The sequence below is a fragment of the Dyadobacter sp. 3J3 genome, assembly GCF_009801115.1.
GTDB lineage: Bacteria > Bacteroidota > Bacteroidia > Cytophagales > Spirosomataceae > Dyadobacter.
In genome coordinates this window covers 1-21,284 of record NZ_VTOL01000028.1, presented here as the reverse complement: position 1 = coordinate 21,284, position 21,284 = coordinate 1, and the positions used below count along the sequence as shown (strand labels likewise).

Genomic DNA, 21,284 nt, shown 5'->3' with positions numbered 1-21,284 from the left:
TACTTAAAGTTTTAAAGTAATGTTTCAAACCAGGCAGTCAAATTTGTTGAGTTTTTGTCAACATGGTATTGTAGTTTTTCAAATTTTGCGTAAATAATTGTTCAGTTTTAATTTGATCTTTTCAACTAAATGACCTCAATCATGAAAAAACATCTACTATACGCTAACGATAAGGTTTGTTACTGGTTATCCTTTTGGCGTGCATACAGTCAAGTTGAATCCAGTTCCAACAAAATACCCAGATGGAATAACCAATAATTTAAGGTACTCAGCACATTAGGCGATACCCTGATCATAAACTATACACACATGATTTCAGAACTTTCCTTTTTGAACAGCCGTGGATCTCCGAATCTGTATTTGGGTGTTTTATAAAATACCTGGGTTTCTCTCCATCATACTTTTGTAACATATTGTCAGTCTTATGGCCTTGAAATACTTACTGCCAGAACCGATCGATGATCGTTACAGTAAACGTTAACAACTGAAAAAATCGACTCCCGACAATCACACTATAAATATTACCAGTATGAAAAAATATATACAATTTGAAAACGTATCAAGCGCGACCTTTCGGGTGGAAAATCCACCGGAGAGGTCGCGTTTAAAGTATTTAGAGACCCTGGCTTGTATTTCATTGGAATTCAATCGGGAGAAAACTGCCGAAGTCCAGGGATAATTGTATTGGGCAGAAGATCTGCCAATCAGCATGATCCTAAAAATGGTATTGAGGAAGTTGAATTTAAGATCTGTTTAGGAGATAATCGGAATGGCGTAGTACAAGGGTATTGACCTCTCAATGAAAACCGGCTTGGTAAGCGTATTGGATTTTCTCCGATAACAAAAATCGAACTGGAAGGGTTTTGAGCTAGTATGCCACCGACAAAAACCAGAAATTCACGATTTCCGGCTTTGCGTATAACTATGTCCGGTAGATAATTTAGTTATTGACTCTACCACGTTGAAATTTCTTATCAAAGGATTAACTGATTTTTATCTAGAATTCAAGATATCCGTTTTATCATCTAAAGTGAACTAAAAAAGAGGTTTCCTGGGCTTGTGTCTATTGAAAGTAACGGTTAGGATCCTAAGTAACATTCAAATAAAACAGTGTTTATGTCCGGCGAACAAAAATCTTTTTAAATCTGTCAAAAGAAAACAAAAATTAATCAATTCAATCAATAATTTAAAAACATGGAGACAAAACATTTACTACCAGTTCTTTGCGGCTTCGCGAGCATTTTTTTAACAAGCTCTGCCTTTTCACAGGTTAAAATCGGAACAAATCCGACGACCATCAATGCAAATTCCAATCTGGAGGTTGAAGGAACTAATAACAAAAAGGTTATTGTGCATAGGAATGACGGGACCGTTGTTATTGAGAATACGCCTTCCGGAAAGATAACTGACAGTCTGCTTACCGTAGACCCATCAGGTAACGTAAGAATGAAGAGTGTAGAATCACTAAGAACAGTAACGCAAATAAGTCCCTATATACGCCTTAGCGGCTCGGTCAATTATAATACAAGACAACCACTAAATGCATTTACAATTAAAAGTATGAGTGTGGATTTGAATAATGATATGGCATACAATGCAGTCACCGGCGAAATAACGATCCTGAAGCCTGGTATATATTTCTTTTCTGTTGTCACAACAGGTCATGTTGACCTCGGTGCAACAGCTACTCAAAATGACCATTGTACGTACTTTATTGTGAATAATGTTTCAGAGCAGCAAGTGTGTGGAAGAAGTGCAAGATTCGCACCAACAGCCAGTAATTCAGGCATAAGAGCCTTAGCTGTTAATGATAAGGTAATTGTTAAATTAACAACTGCTTCTAACATTGATTCAACAGGAATCTATTCCGTCCGGATAAATATGTTTAAACTCAGCGAAAAGGCCAATTAGTACAGGTCTTCACATGACTACCATTTTGAAATATGGATCATCTGATTTAATTCTCCCAGTAAATGGACAACCACAGCTTGTTGACCTTCATACCTCTATTACTTTGATTCACATACTATTTCAGTTCCATTACAACAACCCAAACTCAAATAACATGAAAACAAAACATCTATTACCTGTACTCTGTGGATTTGCATGTGTGTTTTTTACAAACATTGCTATTGCTCAGGTTAAAATCGGAACAAATCCGACGACGATTAATGCAGCCAATAACCTGGAGGTGGAAGCCTCTACGTCAGGTCGAAAAACGAGCATAGATAAAACAACTGGTAAAATGACCATTGCTGATGGATCACAAGGTGATAAGAGAATTTTAACCTCCGATCCCAATGGCGTTGCAACATGGCAGGCTCCGGAAGCACAGAATACCGGTGTATGGGTCTATGCAAAACAGACGGGCAACCAAGCACTAAATACAACTGGTTTCGTTACGATGCAGGTAAATACAGAGATTTTTGACCGAGGTAACAACTTTGATCCGGCAACAAGCAAAATTACGATTCCGACAACAGGAATATACCAGATCATTGGCGGCAGTAAAAAAACAGTTGATCCGACAACAGCCGGCGGCTTCAATATGTATTTAGGTATCTTTGTTAATAACATAGAGCATACCAATCTTTACGAAGATTCATGGTCTCAAGGAGACATACGACCCCGTCCGGCAGGTGCATTGATATTGCAACTAAATGCCGGAGATATTGTGGATATGAGGATTGGTAGGAATCAAGGAGGTCCTTACTCTGTCGGAGATTCTTATCTTACCTGTATAAAACTGTCAAACTAAATTGATTAGCGAAGATGTCGGTTTTGTGTTCTGAATTTACCTTGACGAAAATTTTAGCCTATGTATGCACGTCATATGTGAATACAGTCAATTCACGTACCTTCTGTTGGATCAATTGCGATAAACACCAGATAATTTCTTAAAACATTACACAACAATATACTTCAATTTAAACAACCCAAACTCAAAAAACATGAAAACAAAACATCTATTATTACTTTTTTTAAGCTGTGCTTTACTTGCCATATCCGATTATGCGTTTGCACAGGTAAAGATTGGCGACAGCCCTACGATTATCAACGGTGGTTCCGCTTTGGAAATTGAAAGTACGAACCGGGGATTGTTAATGCCCCGAATTTCTTTAACCAATACAACTACCTGGGGCCTTCTTGGAACTGCTGCTGCTGGTATGCACGTGTATAATACCAACACCGGAATTACCTCGACCAACACTACCTACCCTACGCTTGCTGCAAAAATAGGTGAGTATTACTGGGATGGAACGGGGTGGGTTGCTTTAGCTCCATATGGATCGCAGCTGGCTCCAGTTCAAGTAAAAGTCAGTGGAATATCTCAGACATTAGCTAATGCGCCTGTTAATAATACCAATGGCCCTGTGGTAAGATTGCTAAGCCTGGCGTCAACTGCTGTATTTGACACAGGAAATAATAAATCTGGAAATACAATTGTAATCGCTTCCGCTGGCTTGTATGATATTAATAGCTACAGCGGCTTTGTTGCAACGGGCCCTCCTGGTGGATGGGGTTTACGCCTTTGGGTAAATAACGCTGATCTCGGTCAGTTCACGGGAGGTGTAACGACCACTAATGCAAGTGATGCAGGCACGGGTAGAATATTAACTCGACTTAATGCAGGTGACGTTGTCGATTTCAGAATGGCCCTTACCCAGGAAAGTGGTACATTTTCTGTTAACAATGGCAGCTTTTCTGTGATAAAAGTATCCAATTAAAAAAGAAATTAAAACAATTAAAGAACCGTATAGTGCTCCCGGGTCAGTCAAAAACACAGGCCTTCAAAAGTTAACGTCTGTGTAAGTTAATTGCTTTGGGTATTAAATTATACAGTGTCTTAGGGACTTGAACTATCAGGTGAATCTATTCAAAACTCGCTCAATAATTGGATCTTAATATCCACGCAGCAGAGGTAAGATTGGCTTTGGCTAGAAATAACATCTTAAATCAAACAATCATAATCCATGCGCTCAGCAAAAAAACAATACCTCTGCCAATTTAAATTTTCATACACTTTTACTCTTAAAACAAAAACACAATGAATAGAATATACAGAACAAAGTCCAGAAACCGTAACCGGGATTGGACTCAGATCATTGTCCTCGCAATTCTGCTAATCCTGATGGCACTGAGTTTCGAAGCCCACGCTCAGGAAGGCAGCCAGGGAAACACGACGATTTTCGGCGGAGCACAAATGACGTTTTTTGGTAATCACGATTTTCTAACACCTGCCGGTGGTACTCAGCCAGGTGTCATCCTAACTGAACGCGCAAGTGCCAGTATTAGTTATCTTAATTTTTTCGGTGATAACCTTACCTCAACTGGTGCCACGGATGCGAGTTACGTAGATGGATATGTGAGAAAATATGGAGCAGGGCAGTTTATTTTTCCGGTAGGAGATAATAGCAATGTTGGACAGTTCGCGGCGTCTGCGGACGGTACAAGCGGAGCTTATTTTCATTCGGATGCTACAACAGCTATCACCAGCAACCTATTTACAGGAACAAACTATCCGGCATTGCCGTCAGGCGGCCTGCCGGGATTCCCAAGAGCTAACAAGGCAGCAACCATTGGCTCAATTGACGCTGTTGAATACTGGGATATCAATGGAGCGGCCTCAACAAAAATTACCTTAACGTGGGATGCAGGAAGTAATGTAAACACGCTTACAAGTTCGACGCTGAGCAGACTTACCATTGTGGGTTGGGATGCTACAGCATCCAGATGGGTGAAGATTCCCTCTACAATTGACGCCACTTCGGTCCTGGGAGGCACAAGTGCAGCGGCAGCGGGCTCTATTTCTACAAACGCAAGCATCATCCCTGATAGTTACAGCATTTACACACTGGCAGCAGTCCTTCCAGACTTGACCCCAACGCTTGGAATTTCTCCCTCGCAAGTTATTGGAAATAATAAAACGCTGAATTTCAGGGTACTTGTAGCCGAAATCAACGGAGCTACAACCAACGGGAATATTTTTGTTACGATTCCTGTCTCTGCACATTATGTAATCAATCCTTATAATTCCGCTCTTACAAGCTCGGCGGGTCTCCCGGTGCAAAATACAAGATGGACTTACGTAGGTATTAGTGGAGGAAACTATGTTTTTAGATATGGTGGTACGGCAGGGGCAACAGCTATCAATGCATCGTCTAGTTCTGCATTTGGATTTTCTGTAGTGTACAGTGCCAATGCACAGGCTGGAACTGAAAACGTAACGGTTTCGATATTTGATGGTTCAGGAGGAGAAACAAACTTTTTAAACAATAAGGACAACGAAAGCATCAACTACAGCACTAACTAAAGATTCGAAATCATGAAAAAAATAAGTCTATCTATATTGTTTGCCCTTGTGGTATCAATAGTGTTTGCCCAGGACCCTTCCCTGTCAACGGCTAATGTAGCGCCATCTCCGGCAACAGTGGGTGGGGCAATAACAGCGTCTTTTAATTTCCAAAATGTATCTTCACAGGATCTGACAAATCCTGATCCCGATAACAACCCTACCGTTATCAGGGTAAGCCTCAATAAAATTAAACCAACACTCAACGGAGGTAATCCGGTGGTGACTGGTGCAGGGGCAGCTTATTTCAACTGGTCTGCGGAATGTTCCGGCAATTGTAACGGCACTTCAGATGCAACAGACGTTTGGACAATTATCGGACTGCAAAATTCAGTTGTACCAGGGGCGCCGGATCCTTTTACAATTTCCGGAGGGCCCGTTTCCATAAGTGGTACGGTTACGGCTCCCTCGACATCAGCTGAGGCGAATGCGTTAAATGGAAGCGGGTTCAATGCTAATATTGCACCCGGGGCTGGAGGTGATATTGATCTTTCACCAGGAAGTAATGTGCAAGCTACTTACACATTTACAGTAAATCCTCCCGTTACTACACCGGATGCAACCTCAACTCCCGTTAACACACCAGTAACGATTTCCGTGTTATCCAATGACACACCCGGCTCTGCGGCCATAGACCCCGCATCTGTAAAACTAATCGATCCTGCTACAAACACACCGGTTACTTCGGTAACGGTTCCTAATCAAGGTACGTACATGGTGAATTCTAACGGTACAGTGACATTCACCCCTCTTGCTACGTTTTCGGGCGTTGCAACACCTATAAATTATACAGTCTATGATGTAAACGGCTTGACTTCAAATCCCTCAGCGATTACAGTGACGGTAACTCCAACAGCGCCAACAGCTGTAGCTGATGTTGCTACGACTCCTGCCGGAACACCTGTAACTTTGACGGCAACCACCAATGATACACCAGGTTCTGCTGCCATCGATCCTGCATCAGTAAAACTGATCGATCCTGCTACAAACACACCAGTTACCTCGGTAACGGTTCCGAATCAAGGTACTTACACGGTGAATCCTAACGGGACTGTGACATTCACTCCAGTGGCTGGCTTCACGGGCACTGCCACACCCGTTTCTTATACAGAGACAGATGTTAATGGTTTAGTATCTAATCCTGCAACGATTACAATTACTGTAACCGCTACGCCGCCAACGGCTATCGCTGATGTTGCTACGACTCCAGCCGGAACACCTGTAACTTTGACGGCAACCACCAATGATACACCAGGTTCTGCTGCCATCGATCCTGCATCAGTAAAACTGATCGATCCTGCTACAAACACACCTGTTACCTCGGTAACGGTTCCGAATCAAGGTACTTACACGGTGAATCCTAACGGGACTGTGACATTCACTCCAGTGGCTGGCTTCACGGGCACTGCCACACCCGTTTCTTATACAGAGACAGATGTTAATGGTTTAGTATCTAATCCTGCAACGATTACAATTACTGTAACCGCTACGCCCCCAACGGCTATCGCTGATGTTGCTACGACTCCGGCCGGAACACCTGTAACTTTGACGGCAACCACCAATGATACACCAGGTTCTGCTGCCATAGATCCTGCATCGGTAAAACTGATCGATCCTGCTACAAACACACCTGTTACCTCAGTAACGGTTCCGAATCAAGGTACTTACACGGTGAATCCTAACGGGACTGTGACATTCACCCCAGTGGCTGGCTTCACGGGCACTGCCACACCCGTTTCTTATACAGAGACAGATGTTAATGGTTTAGTATCTAATCCTGCAACGATTACAATTACTGTAACCGCTACGCCTCCGGTGGCTAATAACGATTCTGGTACTTCACAGAATGGAGCACCTGTGGATATTACAGTTTTAACTAATGATACACCAGGTTCCTCTCCTTTGGATCCTACAACGGTTAAGCTGATTGACCCTAGTACTGGAACTCCATCGACTTCTGTAACGATTCCCGGAGAAGGTACTTATACGGTAGATCCAGCCACAGGTGTCGTAAAGTTCACACCGGATCCAACTTTAACAACACCAATTACCAGCACAATTAATTATACCGTTACGGATACTGGTGGAAATACATCTAACCCTGCTACGATTACTATCAATGCAACACCATTGCCTGTAACATTGACAGTTTTCAAAGTAAGCAAAGAAGGACAAACGGCAAAACTTGACTGGACTACAACAGAAGAATCGAACAGCGATTATTTTGAAGTTCAGCACAGTACTACAGGCAAAGACTGGCATGTGATAGGAAAAGTAGCTTCTCACGGCGAAAGCGCTACCGAGAAAAAATACACTTTTAGTGATAGTAATCCTTCACAGCAAGCTGAAAACCTGTACCGCTTGAAAATGGTTGACAAAGACGCAACTTTCGCTTACAGCCGTATTCAAAGTGTTAAATTTGAAAGTTTGACAAAAGGTGAGAGCCTGGCACTATATCCCAATCCGGCAGTTGACGAATTGTCATTTAAAGGTGGCTCAGATAAGTTGGAAGAAGTTACAATAAGTGATATGTCTGGGAGGCTGGTTTTTAAAGGTAATTCGCTATCATCATCTTCCAAAATTGATGTTAAAGGATTATTACCTGGAATGTATGTATTGAAAGTCAAAGAAACGAATGGCTTAATTACCGTGCACAAAATCGTTATAACTAAATGACTTACCTAATTTTTAAAGGTAGGCTTGGTTTGATCAGTAACACATGTTTTGATTGAAAATAAAAAAAGAGGGTGCTTCAAATAAAGCATGGGCACCCTCTTTCCACACACTATATTTAATCCTTTTCAAGGATTGAATATGTTTTAAAATCAGATAATATTTCTACCAGCACAATCTTTAATTAACTCAAGTAATATCGGACGTCTCCCAAGGCGCAAATAATTTCCTGAAAGACAGGATAACGATAATATCAATTACCCCACAAACTAAAACCTGATAGTCATGAAAAAATTAATTTTATCTTTTTTATTCGCCCTGATAATATCAATAACTTTTGCACAGGATCCCTCTTTGTCAACAGCAAATCTTGTGCCATCTCCGGCAAAAGTAGGCGGCACAATAACCGTGTCTTTTAATTTTCAAAATGTATCTTCCAATGATATTACAAACCCTGATCCTGATAATAATCCAACTGTAATCAGGGTAAGCCTAAATAAAATTAAACCAACACTCAATGGAGGAAATCCCGTAGTATCTGGCGCAGGTGCGGCTTATTTTAACTGGACTGCTGAATGTTCAGGTGCTTGCGACGGAACATCGGATGCAACAGATGTCTGGACCGTTATTGGACTTCAAAATTCAGTTGTTCCGGGGGCACCCGATCCTTTTAGTTTTTACGGAGGACCGGTTTCTTTTGACGGTACGGTCACAACAGCATCGACATCGGCTGAGGCAAGTGCGAATAATGGTAGTGGTTTCAATGCGAATATTGCACCTGGTGCAGGTGGTGATATTGATGTTTCGCCCGGAAGTAACGTGCAGTCTACTTATACTTACACAGATGGGGTTTTACCAGTTACATTAACTTACTTCAATGCAGTGCGTGAAGGGAATTTGTCGCAGCTTAGTTGGGCCACCACAGAAGAAACCAACAGCGACCATTTTGAGATCCAGCACAGCCTGGATGGGAAAGCATGGGACGAAATCGGAACAGTTGCCTCCAATGGCGAAAGCAAAGCCCTGAAAACATACTATTTCACGGATAGAAAGCCTGACCAAGGTCAAAATCTATATCGCCTGAAAATGATTGACAGGGACCAAACCTATGCCTATAGCCGTATCCAGAGCGTGAAATTTGAAGGTATTATTACCAGCGTAGATCTGTCGGTTTACCCTAATCCTACCTCAGAAAAATTAGTTATCCGGGATTACAAGCAGGTGACCCAGGTTAAGATCCTTGATATGAATGGCCGCAGCGTATATCAGGCTGGCAAATCTGACAGTGGAGAAATCAACCTCCGAAATCTATCCGCAGGAATTTACCTCGTAAACATAACCAGAATCAATGGGGCACAGTCATCACAAAGAATCCTGATTAGCAAATAATAATGCTATTGTGAGAATAGTGTAGTTCATACATCTTTCCGGAATTCCGGAAAGATGTATTCAAAGAGCTTCATTCTATTACATGGAAGATGGCCTATATGAACGCTCTTATGCAAAACGTAATATTTTTGTCAACCACATTATCTGATATATCGAAAGTCAGTCGTGCAGAAGAAAACTTGACAGGAACGTACGAGGGTATTCCAAAACAATAAGTATCAATGCCTTGTTTCATCCCCGTCAACGGTCATAAAAGTAAAATTCAGTATAACGCCGGTTGATCGAAGTTGGTGGTGGTGCACTTAACACACACGAGAAAGTTCCCTCCAGATTGCTAAATGGTATCTATTGAGACTGTATTTTGTAGACTTCTTCTCAACGTTAATTTGATAGCTTCCTGCTGCAACACGCATGTCCCTCATCTTTGGGTTGCAGGCAGAGACACGGAGGTAAATCATTCCGTAGTGTACGAGTGACTATGATCACTTCCCGGGCTTCCGGGAAGTCGATTTTTTTCTGAATAACATGTATCAATGAATTGAGCGTTAACTAAACATGTGATCAGCGATGAAACATTTGCTATTATATGACTCCACAAATGACCGTGATTTCGAGGTGGTTTTAGAAAACATGCTATCGGAATCGACTGCTGAACAGGTTTATGTTGAGCATGGCCGCAGCATCAGTGAAACGCTGCAGAAATCCATCTTTGGAAGGAAGTGCGGTATTTTATTTAATCCATTTGATTTTTTTGTTATTAGCCTTAAAGACGCAGATGTAGAAGGACTTGATTTTGTAAGGTATGTGATCAGCTACAATCCTGGTTTACAGATTTTGCTTAACTCGCCTGTCTGTAACGAGTGGCTCATCAAGCAGATTATCAGACAGGCCCAAAGAGAAGTGACCAGAGCAAATAACAAACAGGATCTGTTAAGCAAAATCAGCATGTTACTCAGGCATCCTGACGATTAAACAACAGTTAAAGAATTAGTAGCCCCGCTGAAACGCACACGGCTGAAAAACCATAATTAATAGCCCTGTAAAAAAAACAATATCGATCATGAAAATATTCATAGCCAGTGATAATTCAATCTTCCGTTTAGGTATAGGCAGGATCATAGAAAATTTGTATGCGAACGCCAAGATAGAAGACGGTCAAATCGGTGACCTTTTGGAAAAATCCGGAGAATGGGCGCAGTTTGAACTGATAGTTTTGCATAAGCCAAACAGTTCAAACATATTATCAGATTTACTAAGGAAATTAAAATTATCCAAATCGACTGTAAAAGTTCTTGTACTTTCTGATGATGTAAGTTTCCCGGAGATGAAATTCTTATTTTCTCTGGGGATAAAAGGTTACTCGGAAAGTGCCTCGTCCATTGCAGATATCAGTGAGGCTATTAAACAAATCCTGTCGGGCAGGCCCTACATAGAAGCCTCACTTCTGATTCAGTATTTTAACTTTTCCAACTCATTTACGAATACAGTTTCGATGCAAAGACTATCAGTCAAAGAATTGGAAATTGCTACCTGCCTGGTCAACGGACTCAAAACAAATGAAATTTCAAAGTTGCTCAATAAAAAAGCGACAACAATAAGCACACAGAAAAACAAAATCTTCACCAAACTTCGCATCAGTAATGTCGTTGAGTTGATACATTACATGAGCGGAAATGCCGAGAATACCCTTATGCCCGGCAGCAAAATGATCTCATACTAATAGAAAAGATGAGATGTAAACCGGTACGATTTTTCAAAAAAACAACCATAATAAACAGATGAATGGCCTGTATAGCAATTATTGACAAGCATCCTATTTTCAGGAAAGGGTTAACACTATTTCTCAGCAGTAGTTTCCGGGAAGTCTCTTTTACTGAAACGGACAGCCTTGAAAGATTTTACAGATCGTATCCTGCTACGAAACCAGACCTTGTGGTCATTGGCGTGGATCTCAGGAGCCATTCTTATCCATTGCAAATCCGGTGGATAAAGCATCAGTATCGGCCCGTAAAAATTTTAGTGATGTATGATGGAATATCAGACGCTCCCACAGAAGCTAAATTTATTAACGTAGGTGTTGACAAATATATATCTAAACAAGAGAATCTGGAAAACTTGTATTCAACAATCTGGAAACTATTGAATCCTGTTTTTTGAATGTTCGGGCCGAGGTTACCTACACTGACAAAATAATTATTCATGGCCATATGCAATCAAACAAAATAGCGCTTATCATCTTGTAATCAGCCAATTGGCGGTTCCAAATAATGTGAGAATCGCTCATGATTTAAGAATGTAACGCCCAGTGGGTAACCCAGCGAGTTCATAGATACAATTTCCAGATTCGTTCCGTCTTAAAGCAGACAGCATTGAATCTCCAGATAAACAGTTAAACATCTCCCTGTCATAATTATAATTATCACTCGTGCTGAGTGCTTTGCTCGTTTGTTCTATGCAGCTAAATTTCGACCGAAAAGGATTGACTAATCATTCTTACACCAACGAAGAATTGGTATCTCTTTTTTTGAAGACCGGACAGAATACCTATATTGGAATTCTGTATGTAAGGTGTTCAGTTCATGTTTACAGGCAGTGTCTTTCCATTGTTAGGGATCCGGTAAAAGCTCAGGACCTTACCCATGATATTTTCTTAAAGGTGATTTCCAGACTTGACTCTTTCAGTGGAAGAGCTCAATTTTCAACCTGGCTCTCCAGAGTCACCTTCAATTATTGCATGGATGAATTTAAAATTGAAAACCGAAAACTCCAGACTTCGAGAATATGGCAAAGCAATATTAACGATTCCGTGTATTTAGCTGACAGGGCAGAAGATTCGGACTTGATTGCTATTCTCGAAGATGCGATGGCCGCACTGCCTACGGAGGAAAGGATATTGATGCTGATGCGGTATAGTCAGGATATCAGTGTCCGGGATATTGCACTTTCCTTTCAAATCACGGAAAGCGCCGTCAAAATGCGCCTTATGCGTTCAAGAAATAAATTGCGGATCCGATGTCAGAGTATGTGCCCCATGTTGAAATAGAAAGCACGGTTGTTCCCAGTATACAACATAACTTACAACTTGTTCCTGCAACCAGCATGTTTACCGTTCCGGCACTCATCGAGCAAGTTGGGGACGTCCACAGCTTTTCATCAAGTTTATGGTTGCATAATGTCAAACATTTCCGGCACTTGCCGGAAATGTTTTTTATGTCTTTGAATGATAACAGAACCTTGCGTTTTTTAATCCCCCCTTTCTACTCAGAAGTCCAGCAGGATCTATTCAGATTTTGACCCGAAATGCAAATAGAAAGTATTCCTGCCTGGCCAATCCCTTAGCCGGATTTTCGCCATTTACATAACTCAACCCCAGAGAGAATTTGTTATTTTGCTTATGAACCGGGTAAAATATTAGTCCTGTGTCTAGATACGGGTGCCATCCCGCGGGAGTTTCGGTCGTATTAACTACATCGTAACGGAATGCTGTATTTACATAAAGCTGAAGATATGTAGGGCCCGCAATGCCACCCACGCGAGCTGGCCGATCCAGAAGTGACAACGAAACCTTACCCTTCAATACGCCTCTCAGAATATTGCCGCGTAAAGAATCCTTTGTGGCTTCCGGCGCATCAAAAGTATTCTGATACTCAAAACCTGCCGCTGGTGAAAGAACCCAAGCGAGGACTTTGTTACAACGATAAATCGGTTTGTTAAATATTTTCGAAAAGGGCGTTATCTCTCCTGCCCACACTACTGAAGCCTTATCTGCAACCGCGTCCCTGACATATTTCAAGTCAGATGTTACGATTCCGTTATTTTGTTTTTCAGCCGGCCGTATAAACCATTCAATTCCACCGCCAAGTTGACCATTGTTTTGCTTTTTTTCTATTAATGTATTTCTGTGATACTCAACCACTGCTTTAAAGTAAAGCCGGTTCAAAGAAAGTTCCTTTTCCAATCCAATCCCTCCGTCAATTAAGAAAGACGCACCCTTTCCTTTTGGAAACGTCGCCAAAAACGCAGCTGGTTCTGATTTTTTATCTGATGATTCAAAAGACTGCCTCACCATTGGAGTCCATTGCCCCCAGACCTCGGCCTGAGTAATGATGACGAGCAGAAAAATACAATATATTTTCATCAGCTTTCAATTCCAGCTTTCCCTAATACCATAGTAACACATCCGCCCACCGTTTTCGAATCCTTTACCTCTTGTCGGGTTACTTCTCCCTGCCCGTCATTATTTTCCTGTAAGGTATGGGTTAGCAATGCAGCCGCCTGGGTATACATGTCATCATCATATCTGAGCTCATCAAATGTTGTTTTGTAATCCAGATAATCAGTATCAACATCGCTCTGATTTGCCGCGTTGAGTATATCCTCCTTGATGTTTTTTATAAAGCTTGAATCAACATCATCCCTGCTTACATCAAAAGCAATAGCCGCATTGACCGAATGTTCTTTAAATGATACAAAAGGTTCTGAATACTGAGCTGATATTTTTCTACTGATGATCCTCATCAATAAAGTTTTGGTACGGTTTCTTGAATAGGAAGTTGACATCACATGCGACATTTAGTGTAGGAAATGGTTTTAATAAAAGTTATCAATACTGATGAAGTTGTAGACTACCAGAATATTATGAAACACTCTGGCGTTTTCTGATTTTCATTTTCCAATTTTGGAATTATTGATTTAACGGTAAAGCCAACATCATTGACTTTCACTCGTGCTGCTGCTGAATATCATCCTGATCTGGCTGCTCTTTTAACGACTGCGTCGGTCCGGTGACAATGATCGGATTTGAATTTCCGTGGGAAAGATGGGGCTTGTCTGATAAAACCAACTCACCTTTCGTAAGCCAGGATATTCCAAATGCCCATAAGGCGATACTTTCTAAATAAAACACCGGTTTGTAATCACTTAACCATGTGCAGTCCTGAAAAAATGCAAAATAGACTCCGAGCAGAATAATGCACAATAACATAGTAATCCCACAAAAAACGTAAACCTTATTCCTGCTTTTCTTTTCTTTCGTTTCCTGTCCGTTACTTCTGGTGAACAAAAACAAGGAAAAATAGGTAAAATCCAGAAATAGCAACGCTGCTGAAATGTAATGTACTTTACTTATCAGCGGATTATCAGACGCGGTACCAATTACACAGCACGTTCTCGGAAGGTCTATCGAGGTCGGAAAAAATGCAACCCCAAGTGCAAACAGGCACGCAAGTTCACCGGCAATCTTGTCTTCTTTCCTATATCCATTATACGCAAAAAGAAAAAAGCCTACTATACATAATGTTCCGACAAAAACATCTCGCATAACGGTATGATAGTAGCCGCTGATAGATCCCTGTATCTCGTGACAATTGCCAACAACAACAGAACCTGTAAAAAGAATAACCGGAATCGCCAGACCCAGGAGGCCGACGATCTTTCTGAGCATTTGAAAAGACAATACAATAGTTGAGTTGATGATTGTATTTATTTTTGATAGAGTTGGGATTTTGTGAAAAAATAAATTTTTCAGCGAAAAGATGCAGTTTCTAATCAGCTGCTGACTTTCTGACAAAGTTTTAGGAATGGCGGCTAACGGTAACCACCAGTAAGCCATGGTTATTGCTGTAATGCTTAGTACTGTCATTTGCAAAAAAATAGAGCTTACCACTATCAGGCATGACAACGCCAGTCTGTGAGGAGCCTATTTTAAAATGATTTAATTCATCTTTGTTGATGGTACCACACAAGGTAAAACACTTAACTCCGCTAAGACGTCTACCTGAGAAGAGTAATAGTGGATTCATAAACCCTTCGGCATCGGTGCTGATGAACGAGTCTTTCCACACCTGATCCATGTCGGCATAACAGGAGTAAACCTCCCCTACTTTGACGTCAATATCGACATCGCCACCAAATTTTAATTTTGCCCTCACGACAACTGTTACCGATTGACCTATCTGTAAAATCATAATATTTCGTTACTTTATTTTGGGAGGATATAAGTGTAAAAAGTATGCTGCTTTGCACGGAATTGATATCCTGTAAGATGCAATAAAATATTCTATAAAAAGGCAGAAATTCCGGACTCAATTTAAAACGGGCTCCACTGCTGTAAAACAATTACAATCTTTTGATAATTAGGTAAATATCTTGCAAATCTGTGGTATTTACAATGGTAAATACACGGTACTTTAAGCAGAATTTCCCGTTGCGAAAGAGCCGAGGAAAACATATTGAATTTACTCAGCATGAATGTAAAAAATATGAAAATCAGGAGAAGTACCGTTTAATAAATTATTTCATAATCAGCCCAAATTGTAATCATGATCTTATATATATCACAGTTGTTTGCATAGTATGGAAACATTAAAAATGCGTTGTTCAGAGTACACAATTGATTTAGAGATGATTGCAAGCTGGATTTTAGCCGTATCCATATGTGGTGGCATCTAGTAATTAATCCTCAATGTCAGCTTCACTAAAAGTTAAGCTACAATCCCTGACATACCTCGTTGCCATAGCCCTGTTCGATATAAATTTGACCTGTCGCTAGATTTGCCAGACATCTTTCGTCCTGTCCAATCCCGGAAATACGTTGTAAATCAGGCCTGATCGCCAATCAAGTATGATAAGAAGGTTTTTCAATTAATGCTTTATGACTGCTGCTATCTCGAATATATCTACCTACCAAAAACACAGCAAAAGTGACCAATTCCACCAAATTGGGTCTTAGATTAAAATTTTAGGCTCAGAGTTAAGAAGAATCTGTCACCGTTCAACATCAGGTGCCATAAAACAGCTTTACGATCAAATAAGTCAAGTAATTCCTTACGTATAATCACTACCTGGCGTTTTTTTGTACCAGCTTCCGTTAGCACAACTATATCAGATTCCTCTCCTCACTCATCGGAATAAATCTTAAATGTCACTAGGATGAATATAAAGAAAAAAAAATTAGTTCTTCAGCTCCTTTTTTACATGCTATGGCTGTTGTAAGTCACTGCTTTGCCAGTGCTATTCTTGCGAACGATCCCTTCAGTTTCGAACCTGCACGAAAAAATTCATTTTTACATCACCTTCTGTCTGGTGACTGGTATCACTTTGATATTGGGGGTATCTGGAGCATACATGCTTATTAAACTATTTGGCATTAATGAGGATAACCAGAAGAGAATAGATGGTATTATAGCCCAATATTGTCTTATCATAATACTTCCTTTGGTATTTGTCTTATGTCTTTATTGCTACATACGAGTTTTCAATGATAGTAATGTCATCCGCTTTGTAGTGAGATTAATTGAAAAGATTTAGTGCTATTTTCAGCAATTTTAATAAATCCAAAATCCCCGGGCGAAGGTGAGTCCGGGATGCTGAGTGTAGGATCGGAGTTTCTCTCGCATTATAGCTCTTTTGGCACATAAATTATTTCGTGTATCAACTAATATGCCGGAAATTCAAAAATAGATATTCGCCATGGAAAAATTTGGCATAAATTTTATGAATTCGTAGAATTAGTTCTGTAACGTCAGAGCTTTGTAGCTATTGATTTAAAAAATACGATCCTGTAAATTTACTCCTGTTCTGCTAAGCTGAAAGATGTCGATTTCGTCATGTCCGAATTTTTCCTTTTCAAACGAACGATTGTATACAGTTGTGATTTAAATATTTTTCTAGTCCCTTCGCTACTGAACACAATATTTTAACCATCTATTAGCCATTTATATTTTAAATAAAAGAACCTAAGGCCACGGACTGTACAGAAAACAATGGGAAATAAAAAATATAAGCTCCGATAACGCTATTAAAACAATCAAGAATTTTACCAGTTAAAAATTTGTTCGTATTGGAATTTCGGTCACATCTCCAACTGAATGCATACTCAATCAATAAACGTTATAAAACTCTTCATACCCGTAGAACCTCATGAATATTCTCGACAGAGATCGGCTAACCCGATATATTGAATCATTACGAGCAAAAGCGTCTACTTCTATCGGATATCCTTTTGCTCAAGGCTTTGATTACAGCGAACTTTATTCTCTTCTTACGTTTCCCTTGATCAACTTGGGCGATCCATTTATTGAAGGAAATTACGGTGTAAACTCATTTGCATTTGAAACCGAGGTCATATCCTTTTTTGCAGATCTATTTCGGGCACCGAAACATGATGTATCTGGTTATGTTACCAGTGGGGGCAGCGAAAGTAATCTTTATTCGTTATACATCGCCAGAGAGCTCCTTCCCGATGCCCTGGTTTATTACTCAACTGCCACACACTACAGTGTACCAAAAAGTGTGCGACTGCTAAATATGAAGTCCGTTTTAATTCCAACCAGTGAAAATGGGGAGATCGACTACGCTTGTCTAAGGCACGAGCTTGATAAAAACAATCGGCAACCGGCAATTATCGTCGCAAATATCGGCACAACGATGACCGAAGCAAAAGACGATGTTCCAATTATCAAGCAAGCCCTTTATGAAGCGAAGATTACTTCACACTATATTCATTGCGATTCAGCATTGTCCGGGACTTACCTTCCACTGCTCACCAGCGACCCAACATTTGATTTTAAGCATGGAGCTGATAGCATAGCATGTAGTGGGCACAAGTTTATAGGTTCGCCGATACCGTGCGGTGTCGTTATCGTAAAAAAAAGCAATCGGGATCGGGTTGCCGAACGTATATCCTATATCGGTTCCATTGATACGACAATTACCGGATCACGAAATGGCCTTAACCCAGTCATTTTATGGTACGCTATTAAAACTCAGGCTAAGGATCGACTTCGTGAAAAAGCAAAGGTTTGTTTATCCCTGGCTAGTTATACTGAAAACAAATTGAGAGATGCTGGTTTTGACGCATGGCGAAATCACCAATCTATTACTGTGGTGTTTTCAAAGCCAGGAGAGCTTATCTGCAGAAAATGGCAGTTAGCGACACAAGGCGAGCAGGCGCATCTTATATGTATGCCTGGAATTTCAATAGACACGATTGACGAATTCCTCAGAGACATGATTAAAGACAAAAGCGTAGAGAATTGCGAGAGGAGATTGACAACAGCATAAACAATTTAATTATCATAATAGGTAAAATTAATACGAGAAAAAACCCTTGATCCTCAGTTCTGACTCCTAATGAAAAACATGAAAACATTCGATAATTCGATCTCAAAAAAGATGGACTACCCAACTCCCATAAGAATTTCCCAAGCAGAGCCTTGGCAGTGGAATTTACTTGCAAAAGCTTTTCTGAATGATCCTACACTTAACTTTTGGCTCGGAAAAAAAACAAACGAAAAAGTACTCCAGGATTTTTTTGAAGCGGTCATCAAAGATACACTTGCATCTGACGGAGCCGTTTTTTGCAGCCCAGATCAAAAAGTCATTCTAATTTGGACCCGCCATGCATATAGTAAAGAAACACCTTCAGAATGGAAGCAGAGGTGGCATCAAGTACTGGAATCTGAAGGTGTAAAACGTTATTATTGGCTATATGAAGCCTCAGGCCTACAAATAGACGAAGATAAGCTCGACAAAAGTATGCTTCCCGATTACATTGCAGTCTCACCTGAATCACAGGGAGTAGGTTATGGCAGCTATATTTTGAAATGGACGTTAGACCATTTTGAAAGTCTCGGATATGAGGTACCATTTCTTCTGGCGAGTACCAGGCGCTCAGCGAAATTATACGGCCCGCTTCTTGGATTTCACTTCCATAAAGAAATTTTGACACCCGAAAGTAGCGACATACCCGCAGGAGTTTTTATGAAAAGAAATGTTATCTAGTCATCACTGAGGGTATCATACGATGAATCTTTCAAGCCTATGGCTAAAATACCAATAACGTTCATTGGAATTTTAGCCATAGATTATTCTAATACTAATATTTTATCGAAAGCTTTCTTGTATTCATCATTTCCCAAAACCGTATTTCCTTTCTCTTTTCTTGAAGGCCTCTTCTCCCCCCTCAACAATGTCAGCGATATGCTCGCGTATACCCATGGATTTTAGCAAATCCTTTTCCGCCTTATCAAAAGATTTGGTGCTCTCAATCGGTCCGTTAACGTAATCGAATTGGTACGGACTTGTTGTCGCCTTTTCATTCTGACCCTTCTGGTTAGCAACAATTACATTTTCAGCATCGGCGTTGACAACAACATTTGCATTATGCGTAACCAAAATCACTTGCCGTTCTAACTTCTTATTTTTCAGGTATTCTACCAAATCTTTGCTTATTGAACGATTGTCCAGATTATCTTCGGGCTGGTCAATTAATATTGGCGCTTTGGACCTGCTTAATCCCACAATAAGCATAAGTATAACGAAACTTGCTTTGCCAGAAGACATATTTTTCAGCTCGTCATTGTCATATATGACATCCCAGTAGTCAAAGAAATAATCATCCAGCAACAGTTTTACAGCGGCTCTAACATCCACTTTGGACACAAACGGAAAATCAAGCCCTTCGGCCATAGACGAAAAAGAACTTTGCAGTTCCGACATCAATGTCTCGATAGTAAAATCAGCAGTTGCATTCTTCTGGCTGTCTAACAATGCATACGATTCAAAATTAGCTTTTCTTCCGTCCATCATAGGAACTATTTTACTTCGAAACTTAGGGAAGTTGAAACAAGGTTTCCCCACAATCTGCAATCGATCATTTTTAAGAAGTGTGGTTCTTTCAGAAAGTTCTGTAATAATTCTGCTATACTCCTCGAAATTTTCTTTGTAATTAGTGAAAATCTTTTTCCTGTCTTCAGAAAGGGCCGTCTCATTGTCCTTAATCTCAATTTTTAGTTGGCTGATTACACTCAATTTTTGGGTGTCTTCCCCTTTGAGCTTTTCCAAAGCTTCAATTTGCTTCTTTGCGTCTTGGTTTTGCACATAAGGCTTTAACAAAGCTGTAATTTCCGCCGATCTCTTTGCCCGCTCCTGATATTGGCTACTAAAAATGTTACTTTGTTTGAAGTGACGCTGCTCATCCAGCTCGATTTGAACAATTGAATTCAGAAGGGAACTATAAATAGTATCAAACTCTAAAAGTTCTTCCTGATAAAGCTTTTTCACTTCCTCATTTTCCAAGGAGGCAAGCATTAAATCAGATTTTCGCCCTACGCGACGAAAGATTGATTTTGCATTGATAGATGCCGATGGGAACCTTGACCTGATTGAAATCAAAAAACCACTTGACGATTCTATTCTCTCAAAATCGAGGCCCAGGGACAATCATGTACCAAATAGAGAACTCACCGAAACTATAATGCAAGTGGAAAAATACATTTTCCATCTAAACAAATGGGGAATTAATGGAGAGAGGGAAGTCAATGAGAAATACAAAAAAGATCTGCCAAACGGCCTGAAGATCAATTTCACCAATCCAAAAGGTCTTTTAATTCTTGGACGTAGCCATCAGTTCAATAGAGACCAAAAACTCGATTTTGAGATTATTAAAAGAAAATACGCAAACATCGTAGATATTATAACATATGACGATTTATTACAGCGTTTGAGTAATATTATAGAAAAATTTGACACAAAATCTATCATCAAGTAATAATAATTCTAAAAGAGAACTTTCAGCCATTTTTTACAGGAACACGGAATTGTCACCATAGAAATGTCAGATTCAGTGCCTAAGTAAGTTTAGTTCGTTGATTATAAACCATTCCAAAGTAGATTTACATTGCAGGCCAAGTCCGTCTATCGAACATATTGGTACATAAATAAATCACTATGGACTACAAGTGGATATTCCGTTGATGCTGACCCCGTACCGGGCATACTGACCCCCCTTAATTTAGGTTCTGATCTGAGAGATTCTGATGGGCTGACAATTTTACCGTTTTTTTCTTAAACTTTCACCTTTTAGTTC

The 21,284-nt window shown here is 40.2% G+C and carries 19 protein-coding genes; 14 read left to right on the top strand and 5 right to left on the bottom strand.

Annotated elements, in window-relative coordinates; all coding sequences use genetic code 11:
* The first annotated feature begins 529 nt into the window (after positions 1 to 529).
* The 11 genes from FZF08_RS30405 to FZF08_RS30355 all read left to right on the top strand — a co-directional run bounded on the left by FZF08_RS30405 (position 530) and on the right by FZF08_RS30355 (position 12,458).
* A complete protein-coding gene (locus FZF08_RS30405; RefSeq protein ID WP_159478279.1) occupies positions 530 to 679 on the top strand; it encodes a hypothetical protein in 150 nt (49 codons plus the stop codon).
* A 515-nt stretch (positions 680 to 1,194) separates the two neighbouring features.
* Positions 1,195 to 1,911: a C1q-like domain-containing protein gene (locus FZF08_RS30400; protein ID WP_159478275.1), complete on the top strand. Its 717-nt coding sequence runs from the start codon at positions 1,195 to 1,197 to the stop codon at positions 1,909 to 1,911.
* A 154-nt stretch (positions 1,912 to 2,065) separates the two neighbouring features.
* Positions 2,066 to 2,758: a hypothetical protein gene (locus FZF08_RS30395; RefSeq protein ID WP_159478272.1), complete on the top strand. Its 693-nt coding sequence runs from the start codon at positions 2,066 to 2,068 to the stop codon at positions 2,756 to 2,758.
* A gap of 193 nt (positions 2,759 to 2,951) precedes the next feature.
* The gene (locus tag FZF08_RS30390) at positions 2,952 to 3,728 is read left to right on the top strand and encodes a hypothetical protein (RefSeq protein WP_159478269.1); all 777 of its coding nucleotides are present in this window, start codon (positions 2,952 to 2,954) and stop codon (positions 3,726 to 3,728) included.
* A gap of 320 nt (positions 3,729 to 4,048) precedes the next feature.
* Positions 4,049 to 5,314 carry a hypothetical protein gene (locus FZF08_RS30385; RefSeq protein WP_159478266.1) on the top strand — a complete coding sequence of 422 codons (1,266 nt, stop codon included), beginning with the start codon at positions 4,049 to 4,051 and terminating at the stop codon, positions 5,312 to 5,314.
* Between the two features lie 12 nt (positions 5,315 to 5,326).
* Positions 5,327 to 8,029, top strand: a complete 2,703-nt coding sequence (locus FZF08_RS30380; protein WP_159478263.1) for an Ig-like domain-containing protein — start codon at positions 5,327 to 5,329, stop codon at positions 8,027 to 8,029.
* A 282-nt stretch (positions 8,030 to 8,311) separates the two neighbouring features.
* Positions 8,312 to 9,415 carry a T9SS type A sorting domain-containing protein gene (locus FZF08_RS30375; RefSeq protein ID WP_159478260.1) on the top strand — a complete coding sequence of 368 codons (1,104 nt, stop codon included), beginning with the start codon at positions 8,312 to 8,314 and terminating at the stop codon, positions 9,413 to 9,415.
* A 567-nt stretch (positions 9,416 to 9,982) separates the two neighbouring features.
* Positions 9,983 to 10,387: a hypothetical protein gene (locus tag FZF08_RS30370; protein WP_159478257.1), complete on the top strand. Its 405-nt coding sequence runs from the start codon at positions 9,983 to 9,985 to the stop codon at positions 10,385 to 10,387.
* 88 nt (positions 10,388 to 10,475) lie between these two features.
* The gene (locus tag FZF08_RS30365; RefSeq protein WP_159478254.1) at positions 10,476 to 11,135 is read left to right on the top strand and encodes a response regulator transcription factor; all 660 of its coding nucleotides are present in this window, start codon (positions 10,476 to 10,478) and stop codon (positions 11,133 to 11,135) included.
* A gap of 62 nt (positions 11,136 to 11,197) precedes the next feature.
* Positions 11,198 to 11,572 (top strand): response regulator, encoded by a 375-nt coding sequence (locus FZF08_RS30360; RefSeq protein ID WP_159478250.1) that lies wholly within the window; start codon positions 11,198 to 11,200, stop codon positions 11,570 to 11,572.
* A 295-nt stretch (positions 11,573 to 11,867) separates the two neighbouring features.
* Positions 11,868 to 12,458, top strand: a complete 591-nt coding sequence (locus tag FZF08_RS30355) for an RNA polymerase sigma factor (RefSeq protein ID WP_159478247.1) — start codon at positions 11,868 to 11,870, stop codon at positions 12,456 to 12,458.
* A gap of 240 nt (positions 12,459 to 12,698) precedes the next feature.
* Here FZF08_RS30355 and FZF08_RS30350 read toward each other — a convergent pair whose 3' ends face one another.
* The 4 genes from FZF08_RS30350 to FZF08_RS30335 form a co-directional block, all read right to left on the bottom strand.
* Positions 12,699 to 13,553, bottom strand: a complete 855-nt coding sequence (locus FZF08_RS30350) for a hypothetical protein (protein WP_159478244.1) — start codon at positions 13,551 to 13,553, stop codon at positions 12,699 to 12,701.
* Positions 13,553 to 13,975 carry a hypothetical protein gene (locus tag FZF08_RS30345; RefSeq protein WP_159478241.1) on the bottom strand — a complete coding sequence of 141 codons (423 nt, stop codon included), beginning with the start codon at positions 13,973 to 13,975 and terminating at the stop codon, positions 13,553 to 13,555. The genes FZF08_RS30350 and FZF08_RS30345 overlap by 1 nt, the downstream gene beginning before the upstream one ends.
* A 160-nt stretch (positions 13,976 to 14,135) precedes the next feature.
* Positions 14,136 to 14,858, bottom strand: coding sequence for a DUF998 domain-containing protein (locus tag FZF08_RS30340; RefSeq protein WP_159478238.1), 723 nt, complete (start codon positions 14,856 to 14,858; stop codon positions 14,136 to 14,138).
* Positions 14,859 to 14,988: 130 nt separating this feature from the next.
* A complete protein-coding gene (locus FZF08_RS30335) occupies positions 14,989 to 15,381 on the bottom strand; it encodes a hypothetical protein (RefSeq protein ID WP_159478235.1) in 393 nt (130 codons plus the stop codon).
* A gap of 1,954 nt (positions 15,382 to 17,335) precedes the next feature.
* Here FZF08_RS30335 and FZF08_RS30330 point away from each other — a divergent pair.
* Both FZF08_RS30330 and FZF08_RS30325 read left to right on the top strand, forming a co-directional pair.
* Positions 17,336 to 18,478: a histidine decarboxylase gene (locus tag FZF08_RS30330; protein ID WP_159478232.1), complete on the top strand. Its 1,143-nt coding sequence runs from the start codon at positions 17,336 to 17,338 to the stop codon at positions 18,476 to 18,478.
* Between the two features lie 78 nt (positions 18,479 to 18,556).
* Positions 18,557 to 19,198: a GNAT family N-acetyltransferase gene (locus FZF08_RS30325; RefSeq protein ID WP_159478229.1), complete on the top strand. Its 642-nt coding sequence runs from the start codon at positions 18,557 to 18,559 to the stop codon at positions 19,196 to 19,198.
* Between the two features lie 126 nt (positions 19,199 to 19,324).
* Here the strand turns inward: FZF08_RS30325 and FZF08_RS30320 are convergent, their stop codons facing one another.
* Positions 19,325 to 20,506: a hypothetical protein gene (locus FZF08_RS30320; RefSeq protein ID WP_159478226.1), complete on the bottom strand. Its 1,182-nt coding sequence runs from the start codon at positions 20,504 to 20,506 to the stop codon at positions 19,325 to 19,327.
* A 43-nt stretch (positions 20,507 to 20,549) separates the two neighbouring features.
* On the opposite strand from FZF08_RS30320, the gene FZF08_RS30315 reads away from it, so the two are divergent.
* Entirely contained in the window at positions 20,550 to 20,966 is a 417-nt protein-coding gene (locus tag FZF08_RS30315; RefSeq protein WP_229216767.1) for a Shedu immune nuclease family protein, read from the top strand.
* The last annotated feature ends 318 nt before the right edge of the window (positions 20,967 to 21,284 follow it).

Excerpts from the sequence above, each read along its gene's own strand:
- FZF08_RS30405 (WP_159478279.1), top strand. The coding sequence starts at position 530 with ATGAAAAAATATATACAATTTGAAAACGTATCAAGCGCGACCTTTCGG.
- FZF08_RS30400 (WP_159478275.1), top strand. The coding sequence starts at position 1,195 with ATGGAGACAAAACATTTACTACCAGTTCTTTGCGGCTTCGCGAGCATT.
- FZF08_RS30395 (WP_159478272.1), top strand. The coding sequence starts at position 2,066 with ATGAAAACAAAACATCTATTACCTGTACTCTGTGGATTTGCATGTGTG.
- FZF08_RS30390 (WP_159478269.1), top strand. The coding sequence starts at position 2,952 with ATGAAAACAAAACATCTATTATTACTTTTTTTAAGCTGTGCTTTACTT.
- FZF08_RS30385 (WP_159478266.1), top strand. The coding sequence starts at position 4,049 with ATGAATAGAATATACAGAACAAAGTCCAGAAACCGTAACCGGGATTGG.
- FZF08_RS30380 (WP_159478263.1), top strand. The coding sequence starts at position 5,327 with ATGAAAAAAATAAGTCTATCTATATTGTTTGCCCTTGTGGTATCAATA.
- FZF08_RS30375 (WP_159478260.1), top strand. The coding sequence starts at position 8,312 with ATGAAAAAATTAATTTTATCTTTTTTATTCGCCCTGATAATATCAATA.
- FZF08_RS30370 (WP_159478257.1), top strand. The coding sequence starts at position 9,983 with ATGAAACATTTGCTATTATATGACTCCACAAATGACCGTGATTTCGAG.
- FZF08_RS30365 (WP_159478254.1), top strand. The coding sequence starts at position 10,476 with ATGAAAATATTCATAGCCAGTGATAATTCAATCTTCCGTTTAGGTATA.
- FZF08_RS30360 (WP_159478250.1), top strand. The coding sequence starts at position 11,198 with ATGGCCTGTATAGCAATTATTGACAAGCATCCTATTTTCAGGAAAGGG.
- FZF08_RS30355 (WP_159478247.1), top strand. The coding sequence starts at position 11,868 with ATGCAGCTAAATTTCGACCGAAAAGGATTGACTAATCATTCTTACACC.
- FZF08_RS30350 (WP_159478244.1), bottom strand. The coding sequence starts at position 13,553 with ATGAAAATATATTGTATTTTTCTGCTCGTCATCATTACTCAGGCCGAG.
- FZF08_RS30345 (WP_159478241.1), bottom strand. The coding sequence starts at position 13,975 with ATGTCAACTTCCTATTCAAGAAACCGTACCAAAACTTTATTGATGAGG.
- FZF08_RS30340 (WP_159478238.1), bottom strand. The coding sequence starts at position 14,858 with ATGCTCAGAAAGATCGTCGGCCTCCTGGGTCTGGCGATTCCGGTTATT.
- FZF08_RS30335 (WP_159478235.1), bottom strand. The coding sequence starts at position 15,381 with ATGATTTTACAGATAGGTCAATCGGTAACAGTTGTCGTGAGGGCAAAA.
- FZF08_RS30330 (WP_159478232.1), top strand. The coding sequence starts at position 17,336 with ATGAATATTCTCGACAGAGATCGGCTAACCCGATATATTGAATCATTA.
- FZF08_RS30325 (WP_159478229.1), top strand. The coding sequence starts at position 18,557 with ATGAAAACATTCGATAATTCGATCTCAAAAAAGATGGACTACCCAACT.
- FZF08_RS30320 (WP_159478226.1), bottom strand. The coding sequence starts at position 20,506 with ATGCTTGCCTCCTTGGAAAATGAGGAAGTGAAAAAGCTTTATCAGGAA.